At 61.5% G+C, this 12,674-nt stretch carries 11 protein-coding genes; 2 read left to right on the forward strand and 9 right to left on the reverse strand.

The window, feature by feature from the left end:
- The first annotated feature begins 150 nt into the window (after positions 1-150).
- On the forward strand, positions 151-1,470 hold the full coding sequence (locus ACSOSP_RS14115; protein WP_455307568.1) for a sensor domain-containing phosphodiesterase: 1,320 nt from the start codon (positions 151-153) through the stop codon (positions 1,468-1,470).
- Between the two features lie 117 nt (positions 1,471-1,587).
- On the opposite strand, the gene ACSOSP_RS14120 is transcribed toward ACSOSP_RS14115, so the two are convergent.
- Positions 1,588-5,157 (reverse strand): indolepyruvate ferredoxin oxidoreductase family protein, encoded by a 3,570-nt coding sequence (locus tag ACSOSP_RS14120; RefSeq protein ID WP_455307570.1) that lies wholly within the window; start codon positions 5,155-5,157, stop codon positions 1,588-1,590.
- A 253-nt stretch (positions 5,158-5,410) separates the two neighbouring features.
- On the opposite strand from ACSOSP_RS14120, the gene ACSOSP_RS14125 reads away from it, so the two are divergent.
- Complete coding sequence (locus tag ACSOSP_RS14125) at positions 5,411-6,064, forward strand: glutathione S-transferase family protein (RefSeq protein WP_455307571.1); 654 nt, start codon at positions 5,411-5,413, stop codon at positions 6,062-6,064.
- A gap of 12 nt (positions 6,065-6,076) precedes the next feature.
- On the opposite strand, the gene ACSOSP_RS14130 is transcribed toward ACSOSP_RS14125, so the two are convergent.
- The 8 genes from ACSOSP_RS14130 to ACSOSP_RS14165 form a co-directional block, all read right to left on the reverse strand.
- A complete protein-coding gene (locus ACSOSP_RS14130; protein WP_455307573.1) occupies positions 6,077-6,322 on the reverse strand; it encodes a hypothetical protein in 246 nt (81 codons plus the stop codon).
- A 66-nt stretch (positions 6,323-6,388) separates the two neighbouring features.
- Positions 6,389-6,619: a hypothetical protein gene (locus ACSOSP_RS14135; protein WP_455307575.1), complete on the reverse strand. Its 231-nt coding sequence runs from the start codon at positions 6,617-6,619 to the stop codon at positions 6,389-6,391.
- Positions 6,620-6,707: 88 nt separating this feature from the next.
- The gene (locus ACSOSP_RS14140) at positions 6,708-7,619 is read right to left on the reverse strand and encodes a carbohydrate kinase family protein (protein ID WP_455307577.1); all 912 of its coding nucleotides are present in this window, start codon (positions 7,617-7,619) and stop codon (positions 6,708-6,710) included.
- Positions 7,620-7,644: 25 nt separating this feature from the next.
- Positions 7,645-8,913, reverse strand: a complete 1,269-nt coding sequence (locus ACSOSP_RS14145) for an AGE family epimerase/isomerase (protein WP_455307578.1) — start codon at positions 8,911-8,913, stop codon at positions 7,645-7,647.
- Positions 8,910-9,935: a LacI family DNA-binding transcriptional regulator gene (locus tag ACSOSP_RS14150; RefSeq protein WP_455307580.1), complete on the reverse strand. Its 1,026-nt coding sequence runs from the start codon at positions 9,933-9,935 to the stop codon at positions 8,910-8,912. Before ACSOSP_RS14150 ends, ACSOSP_RS14145 begins: the two co-directional genes overlap by 4 nt.
- A 246-nt stretch (positions 9,936-10,181) precedes the next feature.
- On the reverse strand, positions 10,182-10,802 hold the full coding sequence (locus tag ACSOSP_RS14155; RefSeq protein WP_455307582.1) for a class I SAM-dependent DNA methyltransferase: 621 nt from the start codon (positions 10,800-10,802) through the stop codon (positions 10,182-10,184).
- Positions 10,799-11,575, reverse strand: a complete 777-nt coding sequence (locus ACSOSP_RS14160; RefSeq protein ID WP_455307584.1) for a PIG-L deacetylase family protein — start codon at positions 11,573-11,575, stop codon at positions 10,799-10,801. Before ACSOSP_RS14160 ends, ACSOSP_RS14155 begins: the two co-directional genes overlap by 4 nt.
- Positions 11,563-12,606, reverse strand: a complete 1,044-nt coding sequence (locus ACSOSP_RS14165; protein ID WP_455307586.1) for an acyl-CoA dehydrogenase — start codon at positions 12,604-12,606, stop codon at positions 11,563-11,565. Before ACSOSP_RS14165 ends, ACSOSP_RS14160 begins: the two co-directional genes overlap by 13 nt.
- Between the last annotated feature and the right edge of the window lie 68 nt (positions 12,607-12,674).

Genomic DNA, 12,674 nt, shown 5'->3' on the forward strand with positions numbered 1-12,674 from the left:
AAGATAATGAGGGCATCGTATGAAATCAGGATTGAGGGCTTCGGTTGCGCGACGTCGAGCGCAATCGATTGCGTTGATCGACTATGACCGCGGCCATGACCGGTCGCAGAAACCAAGGTCGAATGCGGACATCCGGACGGGGAAGGCACGATGGCAATAGCGAATCCTGACAAGGTGAAGCCGGTCTCGCCGCGGACATTTGAACTGAGCGTGACGTCGGGCTTCGACCGGTATTCGGTCGAACACGGCGCGTGGACGTTGTCGAGTGCATTTCAGCCGGTGTTCAGCTTGTCGCATATGCGGGCAGTCGGCTACGAAGGTTTGCTGCGTGCGCACGATGCGCTTGACCGCGCGGTGTCGCCACTCGATGTATTCGGCCAGGCCGCGCGCGTGGGCGAGGCGATGCAGGTCGACCGGTTGTCCCAGGCGCTGCATCTCGAGAATTTCAACGTGCTCGGCACGGAGAATGAGTGGTTGTTTCTCAACGTGCATCCTGCCGCGTTGACCGAGCCGTATCACATGGCCGCGTTGCTGGCGAACCTCAAGCGCTTGCAGATCGAGCCGCGCCGCGTGGTGCTGGAGGTGCTTGAGCAACGCGCCGACGACATCGAAACGCTCGCGGACGCGGTGCAGCATTTTCGCGAGCATGGCTTCCTGATCGCGCTCGATGATTTCGGCGCGGGGCACTCCAACATCGAACGGATCTGGCAACTCGATCCGGATATCGTCAAGCTGGATCGCGTGATGTTGTCGCATGCCGCGCACTCGGCGCATACCGTGCATGGGACGAGCCACCTGAAGCATCGGCGCAACATGGAAGCGATTCTGTCCGGCGTGGTGTCGCTGCTGCACGAGGCGGGCAAGCTGGTGCTGATCGAAGGCGTGGAGACCGAGCACGAGGCGCAGTTGGCGCTCTCGAGCGGCGCGGACTTCGTGCAGGGTTTTTTCTTCGGCCGGCCGAATCCCGGTCTCGCCGATGCCGCGCAGGCGCACAGCTTGATGAGCGAATTGACCGAGCGTTTCCGCTTGCAGACGGAGGCGAAGGAGCGGCGCGTTGCGGCCAGGCTGCAGCCGTACATGCGAGCGTTCGAGCGCGCGGCGGAGCGGCTGGCGGCGGGGGAAGCGCTCGAGGAAGTGTGCTGGAATTTCCTCGCGCTGGATAACGCCGCGCGGTGTTTTCTCCTCGATGCCAACGGGCGGCAGGCTGGGCGCAATGTCGTGCTAAGGGCCGATCGCGCGGCGCATGAGGCGCGCTTGTTGCCACTTATCGACGCCCAAGGCGCGAACTGGTTGCGGCGGCCGTATTTCCGGGCGGCGCTGGGCGACCCGGATAGGGTGCATGTGACGAAGCCGTATTTATCGATTAATGAGGCGTTGCCGTGCGTGACGCTGTCGGTCGAGACGAGAATGGGCGGGCAGCGGTGTGTGCTTTGCGGGGATATCGACTGGATGCCGGAAGAGGAAGAGTAAGGGGTATTTTCGTTTCTGTGACACCACGAAAAAGGCCCGCGAATTCGCTCGCGGGCCTTTTCAATTTTGCGGGATATTGCCTTCGGAGCGGTTATCCAACTGCCGAGGGTACGGTCGTCACTTCGCCACCACGACCGGAATTCCTCTCAACGCGCCGGCGCCTTTCACCTCATCGAGTGACGCCTTTACATATCGCCCGGTCTGCACCTCGATCCCCAGCTTCACCCCCAGATCCCGTTCTCGCCGCTTGACCATCGACAGATTCGCCAGCTTCACATGTCCATAACCGCGAATGCGTTCGTGCAGCAGCGCGAGCGTTTCGATATCCCTGGCGCTATCGGGCGTCATGACTTCAAGCGCGCGTCGGATCGTGATTTCATAGTCTCCGGCAAGCTCACGTTCCATCTTCCGTTCGAGCGATTTGCCGAACGGATCGATGACCGTGCCACGCAGCCCACGAACTTTCGACATCATCCCAAGCACTGGCCAGAGCCATTGCCCGAACGTCATCTTGCGTGGTTGCCCGCCGTTCTTCGCCTTCGATAAAACCGGCGGCGCCATATTGAATTTCACCGTGAAATCCTGGCCTGCCGTGCCTTCGAACTGCGCTTCCAATGCCGCGCGGAATGCCGGGTCGGTGTGAAGCCGAGCAACTTCGTATTCGTCCTTTACCGCCAGCAACCGATAAAACGTCGAAGCCACCGCTCGCGTGACGGCATCATTGTGATGCGCTGCCGTAGCAGAAACCAAAGCCCGATAGCGCGTCACATAGCTTGAACCGCCATACGCCAGCAACCGCGCTTCGCGATCCACAATCAACGTGTCCAACGGCATCGCAGCCATCTCGACACGCGGCGCAGCAGCGGCTTTGCGGAGCGTTTCCAACGCATCCAGATCTGCCGCAGCCAGCCGGCCGATGGCAAACGCCAGCTTGTTCATCGGCACGGCGACGTTGTTCAACTCGATCGCGCGCATCAACGCCGCATGCGATACGGGCACCAGTCCAAGCTGCCACGCATAACCCAGCATCAAGATATTCGCGCCGATGGTGTCGCCGAGAAAACGCGTCGCCAAAGCTTGCGCGTCGCACGTGTTCATGCGCTCGGCGCCCGCCGCGTGCTGCATCTTTTCCAGCAGCGATCCGGCGTGAAGGTTCGCATCAGGGTTCTGTACGAACGTCGCGTTCGGAATTGCGTGCGTGTTCACGACAATCCGCGTGCGCCCATGCCGCACCGTTTGCAGCGCGTCAGCGCTCGCACCGACGACCATGTCGCAGGCGAGCAGCACGTCGGCTTGCTGGGTATCGATGCGCACCTGGTTAAGCAAGGCATCGGTGGAAGCGAAGCGCACGAACGACAGCACCGCGCCACCTTTTTGCGCAAAGCCCATGAAGTCGAGAACGGACGCGCTCTTGCCCTCAAGATGCGCGGCCATGCTGATCAGCGCGCCGACCGTCACCACGCCCGTGCCGCCGACGCCGGTAATCAAGATGTCGTACGGAGCATTATCGAGTTCGAGCCTGGGTTCCTGCAACGCATCGACACGTGCCGCGAGCGCTTCCGGATCGAAGACATTCCCCGCTGCTTTCTTGAGCTTTGCGCCTTCGAGCGTAACGAAGCTCGGGCAGAAACCGTTCACGCAAGAGTAGTCCTTGTTGCACGACGATTGGTCGATGCGGCGCTTGCGTCCGAGTTCGGTTTCCACGGGTTCCACCGATAAACAATTGCTCTGCACGCCGCAATCGCCACAGCCTTCGCACACGGCCTCGTTGATGAACAAGCGCTTGTCGGGATCGGGGAACTCGCCTTTCTTCCGTCGACGGCGTTTTTCCGCGGCACAAGTTTGATCGTAGATGAGGACGGTGACGCCCTTGATATCGCGTAAGCGCCGCTGAACATCGTCGAGTTCGCGCCGATGATGGAACGTCGTCCCCTTCGGAAACTGATCGTGATGACCGTCGTATTTCTCGGGTTCATCGCTGACGACTACCAGCGTGGCGATACCTTCGGCCTCTACTTGCCGCGCGATTTGCGGCACGGAAATGCTGCCATCGACGGGCTGGCCGCCGGTCATCGCGACCGCGTCGTTGTACAGGATCTTGTAGGTGATGTTGGCCTTCGCCGCGACCGCCTGGCGAATAGCGAGGATTCCTGAGTGAAAGTAGGTGCCATCGCCGAGATTCTGGAACACGTGCGGCGTTTTCGTAAACATGGAATGCGATGCCCAGTCCACGCCTTCACCGCCCATTTGAATCAAGCCCGTTGTGTCACGCTCCATCCACGACGCCATGAAGTGGCATCCGATCCCGGCTTGCGCGATCGATCCTTCAGGCACTTTCGTCGATGTATTGTGCGGACAGCCCGAGCAAAAATACGGCGTGCGTTTGACCGCATCGGCGGCGTTCGACAGGATTTGCGGCGCGACGAGATCCACGACTTTATCGCGGCGATCCAGCGCGGGTTTGTGCCGCGCGAGCCAGTCAGCGAACACGGGCAACACGCGCGATGGACGCAGTTCGCCGAGCGCGCTCAACAGCATTGCACCGTTCTGCGCGTTCTTGCCGACCACGATCGGACGTGCGCCTTGTGTCCGGTTATACAAATGGTCCTTGATCTGCTGCTCGATCACAGGCCCTTTTTCTTCGATCACGAGGACTTCGGAAAGACCTTCCACGAAGATATCGAGACGGGTGGTTTCCAGCGGAAACGACAAACCCACTTTATAGATGCGCACGCCGGCTGCATCGAGGTCATCGACGGTGAGATCCAGCCGGCGCAACGTTTCCATCAAGTCGAGATGCGCCTTGCCGCAGGTCACAATGCCGACGTTCGCGTGCCGACTCGGTGCGATCCATTTATCGATGGAATGGGTTTTCGAAAAATACCGCACGGCGTCGAGTTTTGCGGCAAGACGCGCCTCGATCGTCAAGCTCGGCAAGTCGGGCCAGCGATTGTGCAAACCGCCTTCGGGCGCGACGAAACCCTCCGGCGCGGGCCACACGGTCTGGAACCCGTCGAGGTCCACAGTCGACCCGGATTCCACCGTCTCCGATATCGCCTTGTACCCCACCCAAGCGCCCGAAAAACGCGACAACGCCCAGCCGTAGAGACCGAACTCGAGCATATCGGCGATATTCGATGGGTTCACCACCGGCATATGCCAGGCGATCATCGCCTGATCGGACTGATGCGGCATGGACGACGACACGCAGCCGTGATCGTCGCCCGCCACGACCAGCACACCGCCGTGCGGCGAAGAACCGTACGCGTTGCCGTGCTTGAGCGCATCACCGGCTCGATCCACACCCGGGCCCTTGCCGTACCACATCGCAAAGACGCCCTCCACGGTCCGCTCGGGGTCCGACTCCACCCGCTGCGTGCCAAGCACCGCCGTGCCGCCGAGTTCCTCGTTGATCGCGGGCAGAAAACGCACGTCGTGCGAGGCAAGGAGTTTTTTTGCTTTCCACAATTGCTGATCGACCATGCCAAGCGGGGAGCCGCGATAACCGCTGACAAACCCCGCGGTATTCAGCCCGGCGGCGCGATCGAGCTGGCGTTGCATCAGCACCAGCCGAACCAATGCCTGCGTCCCGGTGAGGAAGATGCGGCCGTGCGCGGCGTTGAGGTTATCGGTGAGTTGGTAGCTGGCTAGCGGAGGGTTCTCTGAAAAAGGCACACGCGCGTTCATGGATAAAGTCTCCGGCTTCTTATCTGGCGAATTGAGGGGATGTCGCCATTCTTCCTCGACACAACCGGAAGGTTTTTGCGTTCTTCGCGATCGAACGCTCGTACCCGAAACAAAATCGATCTTTATTGAGATAGATGAGCGGAAACCACCTGCCGAATGGCTAACGTGTGGTTAACCCGCACCTTCGAACGCTCAGGAGCGGGTAATCTGAACGCTCCCCGGATCATGCAGCGTCATCAAAAGGAATCCACCCATGAAGCTCTACTACTGGCCAAAGACGCGCGCATTTCGCGCGTTATGGATGCTCGAGGAATTGCGCGTGCCGTACGAGTTCGCCTACGTGAACATTCGGGCGGGTGAGCAGAATGAGCCGGCGTTTTGCTCGGTGAATCCGATGTCGAAGTTGCCCGCGCTGGATGACGACGGCGTGTGCGTCGCGGAATCGGGCGCGGTGCTGCTTTATCTCGCCGATAAATATCCGCAAGCCGGGCTGGGTGTTCCGAATGACGATCCGCTGCGAGGCCGTTTCCTTCAATGGATGTTTTTCACGGGCGCTTGTCTTGAACCGGCGATGGCCGAAAAGATGACGGGCGCGCCGGGCAATAGCGTGAGTTTCGGCTGGGGCGATCTGGGGCGCGTGGAGAGAGCGATTGAATCGGCGCTGGACCACGGGCCTTGGTTGCTCGGGGAGCGTTTCACCGCCGCCGATATCCTCGTCTCGAGCACGCTACAGATTGCCTATATGGCGAAGCTGATCGAGCCGGGCGGCGTGTTGTCGGATTATGTAGAGCGAGCCACGTCGCGGGAGGCGCACGAACGCGCGGTATCGATTGATAAACTGGAAGCGCAGAAGGTGCCGTCAGCCGCCTCGCAGCAGCAGACGGGCACGGTTAGCGTCAAACCCTGAAGTCGCTTTGGATCAAGGGAAAGTCTTGGGCTTGGGAATGCCCGCGCCAGCTTCAATATCCGCGACCGCTTGAACGTGCGCGGCATTAATGGCGTCGGTGGGACTCGACAAGCCGTTATCGCCGCCAACGGTTTTCCACGATTGCACGGCCTTCTCGTGGTGGCGGATTTCGTATTCGGCGTCCCACCGGGAACCCTGAAGTTCAATGGGCCGAACGTGGATGGAGTAGACGCCGTAGAGGAAGAGTTGTTCAGGCATGGTGGTTCTCCCGATCAAGCGAGGTGACATTGGCGTCGGCGCTCACTGTTCGCGCCGACGTTGTAGTCACAGTTCCAGTTCGCCGAGGATCCGGTGAGCGAGCGCGCGGGCTTCTTCCAGCGCCTCTTCTTCAGACAGCGAAGTGGCCGCGACGTCGTACTGTTTCGGCTCGGACTCCTCGCCGTATTCACCGTCGTCCCGCACCAGCGTCACGACGCCTCGAAACTCACCGCCGTCTACGGCGTGGGCGCCGATCGTCGCGGTGTAGATGCCTTTCGTGTAGATCGTGTCATCCATGATGCACCTCCGGCAAGGGTTGAAACGATGCTAGCACGCGTATTTATCGCGCGTATGACCGTCTCTCAATGACTCGAAGGCGCACGTTTCAGACCAGCAAGTCCTCGACTTCTTCCAGTGACGGCGAGTGCGCTCCCGACTTCCGGCACGCCGCCGCGCCTGCCGCGAGCGCAAAACGCAGATGGTCAGGCCAGCCTCCGGCGCGCGCCATCAAGCTGTAGAGCAAGCCGGCAATGGACGCGTCGCCGGCGCCGACTGTATCGGCGACATCGACTTTCGGCGGACGGGCTTGCCAGCTTTCATCGCCGACATGCAGCGTAGCTTCGGCCGATCCCCGTGTGACGAGCAAGGAGGCTTGCGGATTCATCGCGCGGATTTCAGCGATGGCGTCGGCTTCATTCGGGATCGATGGAAAAAGCTTTTGCAGGTCTTCGTCGGAGACTTTGATCAGGTCGGCAAGTGCGGCCATCTTGCGCAAAGTGGGCTCGTAGCCATGCTCCATCAGGTTTCGATAGTTCGGGTCGAAGCTGATCTTCACGCCGTGCTCGCGCAATTGCGCGGCGAGACGGGCGAGCGTGTCGCCAAGCGGCTGGCGCACGAGGCTGATGCAGCCGAAGTGCGCCCATTTCACCGAGTCCATCCAGCCGGACGGCAGAAGGGCGGGATCGAACGCGAGATCGGCGCCGTTTTCACCCAGGAAGTAGTACGTCGGCGGCTGCGTCTTGTGGACGATTGCCAGCAGCGGTGGTCGCTCGACGCGCTGCATGAAGCGCATGTCGAGGCCGGCCGCGACGCTCGCGTCCCACAGTTCATCGGAGAAATTGTCGATGCCGAGCGAACCGGCACTTGCCGTCGGCAAACCGAGACGCGCGACGGCGCGTGCGACGTTCCAGCCGGCGCCGCCCGGTCGCGACAGCCAGTCCGACGGTCCGGTGCGGATCAGGTCGGTAAGGATGTCGCCAGCCGAGACGAATTGGGGGAAGGTTGAATTGGAGGTCATCGTGCTCACCGTTTAGCTTGTTTCTTTAGCCCGCTTCTTTCGCTGTCTCGCGGCTTGGTTGGGGCGAAGCCGCTGCGTCTATCGCGTTCAGCACTTCGTAGCACGCGCCCATCGTGTGGTAATCGGTCTTGCCGGCGGGGCTCTTTTCGTCGCCGTACTTGCGGTTGTCGCAGGTCAGGATGCGGAACCACGCGCCATATTCGTGATCGACGAAATGTGCCCAGCTATAACGCCAGAGTTCGTCGTAGCAATCCCAGAATCGCTCCAGACCAGTCCGCTTGCCGAGCAACGCCGCGGTGGCGAAGGTTTCGGCCTGCACCCAAAAGTATTTGTCGTGGTCGCAGATCGAGTTGTCGGGGCCGAAGCCGTAATACAGGCCGCCATGCTGGTCGTCCCACGCGCGGTTGAAACCGGCGTCGAATAGTTCGATGGCGCGCGGCGCAAGCCACGGCAACGCGCGATGCCGCTCCAGGATCAGCAGCAGCTTCGCCCATTCGGTCTGATGGCCCGGCTGGAAACCCCACGGCCGGAAGATGTTGGAACTGTCGGATTCGTTGTAATGCCAGTCGATTGACCAGTCCGGGTGGTAATGCTCCCAGACCAGGCCGTTGCTCAAGCGTGCCTGACGCAACGTGATGTTGCCGGCGATTTTCTCAGCGCGATCCAGATACAGCACATGGCCGGTTGCCTCGTACGCGGCCAGCAGCGCTTCGGTCGCGTGCATGTTGGCGTTCTGCCCGCGATACGGCGACAACTGCCAGTCGGGCGTGGCTTCGTCGGCGTACAAGCCGGAGCTCGCGTCCCAGAAATGCTTGTCCATCAGCTGGAAGGTTTCGTCGATCAAGGGCTTGGCTTCATCAATGCCCGCCATCGCCGCATGCGCGCAAGCCAGCAGGACGAACGCGTGGCCGTAGCAATGCCGCGTGCCGTCGAGCGTGCGTTTCGCGCCGTCGCGCCATTCGATTTCCCAGTCGTAGCCTTCATTCGCCGCGTCCCAATGTGCGTTGCGCAGGAATGCGAACGCGTGACGGGCGTTGTCCTGATGCTGCTGGCCGCCGAAATGGCGGAAGGCCATCGCGTGATTGAAGACGAAGCGCGTGCTGCTGACGAGGTGCCGCGTGGTGCGGTCGTAGACCGTGCCGTCGTCCTTGAAAAAATGAAAAAAACCGCCCGAGTCGTCGCGGGCGGTTCGCGCGTAGAACGCAAGCGTGTGGCGAACGTGATCGAGGAGGAAATCGCGGCTGCGAAAGTTCGGTTCTGCCGAACCCGCCACGTGCAGAGCGGTTGAGTTCATGCCGTTGTCTGTGTCCGTGTTATGGCCGAGCTCGCGCGAGGAATCAGGTGCACGGGCACGAGCGTGTCGGTGGTATTCACGTCGTCGTGGCTTTGAGCGGTTTCAAGCAGCAATTCCACGCCGCGCCGACCCAATGCTTCCTTGTCGACCGTGACCGTGGTGAGCGGCGGCGTGCTTTGGGCTGCGGCAGGAATATCGTCGAAACCGACAAACGCGATGTCTTCCGGGACCCGCAAACCGTGCGCGAGACAGACGCGCATGGCAGCGAGGGCCGCAGCATCGTTATAGGCGAAAACGGCGTCGGGCAGCGGAGCAGATTGCGCGCGCGCTTGGGCGATCAGGCGTTCCATGGCGTCGGCGGCAGCCAGGTCGGAGTCAATAGCGGGCTGCGTAGTGACTTCAAGCGTTGGGTTAAAGAGCAATCCCGCTTCGAAATACGCCAACCGGTATCCCATTGCCCGTTGCGAGATGCTGTAGTGCGCCAACGATCCGCCAATGAACGCGATCCGTTTGCGTCCGAGTGCGAACAGGTGCTGCATGGCGAGCGCGGCGCCGCGCGCGTTGTCGACGTTGACCGAGCGGAAACCTGGCGCGCGCAAATCGATCAGCACGACCGGCCGGTTCATGGAGCGCAGATGAGTCAGCAATTCCGGTTCGATGAATCCCGCAACGGCTACGGCGTCCGGTGCGTGGAGACGCATCTGCTGGGCGAGATCGTGTGTGGGGCCGGCTGTCAGTACTGACGGCACCAGCCGCCGCTCGCGGCAGGCTTCTTCGAAACCGTGCAGCACGTGGGAAAAGAACGGGCTGACCGCAAAATTATTGTGCTGGCGATGAAGCAGGAACGTGACGCGCCGGATTCGCGTGCGAAGCTGGGCGGCGTCGTAGCCAAGTTGTCGCGCCGCTTCCACCACGCGTTCACGCGTAGTCTCCGACAAGCCCGGCTGGTTTTTAAGCGCCCGCGATACCGTGCCGATCGACACACTGGCGGCGCGCGCGACATCGCGAATGGTTGTGGCCATCGGTTTTCTCGTCTCTGCTTTGCGTGGATTTGTTGTTATCGGCGCAGACGCGTTGTAGGCACGTGATGTGTTTACTAACGAGATCAAATTCGCACGATTTCGGCGATTGTATAGTAAAACATTGCGAAAACTTACCCGCAGAGTCTTGGAGAAAACCCGTAAGCTGTTTGTTGATAAGGCTTTCAGTTGCCTTTATTGTTTAGTCAGTGTGGCGTGAAAATTCAAAGTAACACGCGTTGTCAGGCACTAGCGCGCTTCTCGCTGATGAGTAGATTTCGCATTCGATGACCATACGTCAAGCACCATGTCATCGTCCTGGTAGCACGACAATCGCGGTAGCGTGAGTTTTGCGCGAAGTTCTCGATGTACGTGATCACCTGAATGCGGCCATTCCTCGATCGGCCGTCGCCAATGACAGGCGATCAGTGTTCCGCCACCGGCGAGTGAAGTTGTCAGCCTCGCCATGAGCCTCGCTAGCTCCGCTTCATTCAGGTAATACGCCACCTCGCTAATGACGATCAGGTCGAACTCGCCTTCCGGCCAGTCGCCGGGCATGGCGCGTTGCTCGACCCTGACGTTATGAAGATGCGCGACTCGCTGGCGCGCAAGATTGACTGCGGCCGGATTCAAATCCGCCGCGAGCAGCGACTCGCATCGAGGCGCCAGCTCAACTGTCAGTTCGCCGTTCGCGCAGCCGGGTTCATACGCCCGACGGTAATGTTCGTCGGGGAGGGCCGCCAGCGTCAGCGCACGCTTACGCCGCTCGTACCAGCGTTCGCGAAGTAGCCAGGGGTCGTCGCTGCGTTGATAGAGATCGGCGAAATAGTCCTGCGCGTTTGGTTCCTGCGTTTTCGGTTCCGCCGTCATATCAGCACGACCTCATAGGGCCGGGTGAGACGTTCGAGCACATGCTCGGGCAGGATGGGGGCGCGGCCGGTCGACCCGTCTGCTTCGATCTGGCTACGAAACGCCTGGATCGCATGAACCTTGCGGGCAAGCGTGGCCGCATCAAGCACGACGCGACGGGCACGGCTCCAGGGCACGCGGGAATCCTCGGGTGTCGCCCAGTGCCAGGCCCACACTGGGACTTCCACGAACGGCAGGTCAAGCTCGCCAGCTACAGCGGTCACGGCCCGGCCGACCGACTCGTGGTCGGGATGACCATCGAAACGCCAGGTTCCAAACACGATGTCGCCCGGTTCGAGATGCGCTTTGAGCGCTTCTGCCAGTTCCGGCTCGTATTTTTCTCCGCCGCCGTCCGCAAGGTGCAGCCGCACCAGCGCAACATACTTCATGTGCAGACGTTGTAGCGCGTCGCGCGTTTCTTGCGGACGGGTCGCGGCGAGCCTCCCTGTGGGCCATTCGGACGAACCAGGATGGCTCGCGGTGCCGTCCGTCACGGCGATGACCAGCACCTTGCGACCCAGATCCGATAGTTGCGCGAGCAGGCCTCCGGTGCCAAGAATCTCGTCGTCCGGATGCGGCGAAACAATCACGGCGCGCGCGCCGGGCGGGACTAGGATCGCCGGATCGATTTCAGGCAGGCTCGAAAGCCGGCCGGAGCTCTGCCAAACTGCTTCCGGCGTGCCATTCCCCCGGATGGCGCGGTCGTCTGCCGAGTGCGTTGCTACAGGTTCCATGTGCCGCATTCCCCATTGATAAGTCGTTCAGCAAGCACGGCTTCATCGCGTTCGGCGTGACTTTGCCGGATAAAGACAGGTAGATCGGCCATCAGGCTGGCGAAATGGCGGTTACGGCAGAGCGGCCCGGCGCCCAGCGCACGACCAGATCGCTCGACGACATCAACCGCTGCCCGTTCCGCCGCCAGGCGGACTCGAAAGGCATCGGGCATTGCGTCGGCCTGCGGCTCGCGGTCGATCCTTGCGGCCGCCTCGCGCAGGAGGCTGGCCGTGCCGGAGAGCGCTGTGTCAATAGCGCCGAGGTGGGCAAGCTTGTACGGGTCGGCACGGCGCGCAGCATCCAGTTTGACGAATTCCCCGATTGCCGCCGCCGCCCCGAACCAGCATGCAGCGATACCGCAGCCGCCGTGCCAGAAGCCCGCTCGTTCCAGGTAGGCGCGCGGCGCGCCGATGCGGGTGCCTTTAGCGTGATCGAAATGGACGTCCACGCTCGCGCTCGCCGACATGCCGACAGCCATCCAGCCATCACGTGTGATGCGCACGCCCGGCTGGCGGAGATCGACTGCGACGAGAATTGGCTCGTCGCGCTCGTTCCAGGCTGTGACGAGGGCATGGGTAATGGAGGCCGCTCCGGAACACCAAGCCTTCGTACCGTGCAACGTGACGCTGGTCGTGTTCCCTGCACCTTTCGCGGCGAGACGTGCCGTGGGCGGTTCTGCCGCCCAGACGCCCCACGCCTGACCGCTTTCCGGGACGTAACCAACGCCCAGTTCGGCCATGATCGCAAGCGCGTCCGTATGGCCTTCGAACAGCTTGACCAGTGCGAGATCGCACGCCGCGACCGCCGCGAGCGCTCGCCAGCGTTCAAGCGTCGCGCCTTGCCCGGGGAGCGGCAGCCGATCAAAACCTGCGTCGATCAAGGCGTGGAGCGCACGGGCGGTATCGGTGGCCGAGCCGCGCTCGAAGCGGAGTTCACGCAAAAACGGGCCGAGAATGGATTCGCTCACGGCCCCGCCAGTCATTGCTTGCATGGTGATGGTTCCCAACCGCGTGCGTGGATGAAGTCAGGCATGTTGTTGTCCGTTGCCTGGTGCCGGTA

The sequence above is a fragment of the Caballeronia sp. KNU42 genome, from assembly GCF_053760385.1.

What these genes read in the sequence shown, in the direction of transcription:
- ACSOSP_RS14150 (WP_455307580.1), bottom strand. Translation starts at nt 9,935, where the DNA reads ATGGCCACAACCATTCGCGATGTCGCGCGCGCCGCCAGTGTGTCGATC.
- ACSOSP_RS14155 (WP_455307582.1), bottom strand. Translation starts at nt 10,802, where the DNA reads ATGACGGCGGAACCGAAAACGCAGGAACCAAACGCGCAGGACTATTTC.
- ACSOSP_RS14115 (WP_455307568.1), top strand. Translation starts at nt 151, where the DNA reads ATGGCAATAGCGAATCCTGACAAGGTGAAGCCGGTCTCGCCGCGGACA.
- ACSOSP_RS14145 (WP_455307578.1), bottom strand. Translation starts at nt 8,913, where the DNA reads ATGAACTCAACCGCTCTGCACGTGGCGGGTTCGGCAGAACCGAACTTT.
- ACSOSP_RS14140 (WP_455307577.1), bottom strand. Translation starts at nt 7,619, where the DNA reads ATGACCTCCAATTCAACCTTCCCCCAATTCGTCTCGGCTGGCGACATC.
- ACSOSP_RS14120 (WP_455307570.1), bottom strand. Translation starts at nt 5,157, where the DNA reads ATGAACGCGCGTGTGCCTTTTTCAGAGAACCCTCCGCTAGCCAGCTAC.
- ACSOSP_RS14160 (WP_455307584.1), bottom strand. Translation starts at nt 11,575, where the DNA reads ATGGAACCTGTAGCAACGCACTCGGCAGACGACCGCGCCATCCGGGGG.
- ACSOSP_RS14165 (WP_455307586.1), bottom strand. Translation starts at nt 12,606, where the DNA reads ATGCAAGCAATGACTGGCGGGGCCGTGAGCGAATCCATTCTCGGCCCG.
- ACSOSP_RS14135 (WP_455307575.1), bottom strand. Translation starts at nt 6,619, where the DNA reads ATGGATGACACGATCTACACGAAAGGCATCTACACCGCGACGATCGGC.
- ACSOSP_RS14130 (WP_455307573.1), bottom strand. Translation starts at nt 6,322, where the DNA reads ATGCCTGAACAACTCTTCCTCTACGGCGTCTACTCCATCCACGTTCGG.
- ACSOSP_RS14125 (WP_455307571.1), top strand. Translation starts at nt 5,411, where the DNA reads ATGAAGCTCTACTACTGGCCAAAGACGCGCGCATTTCGCGCGTTATGG.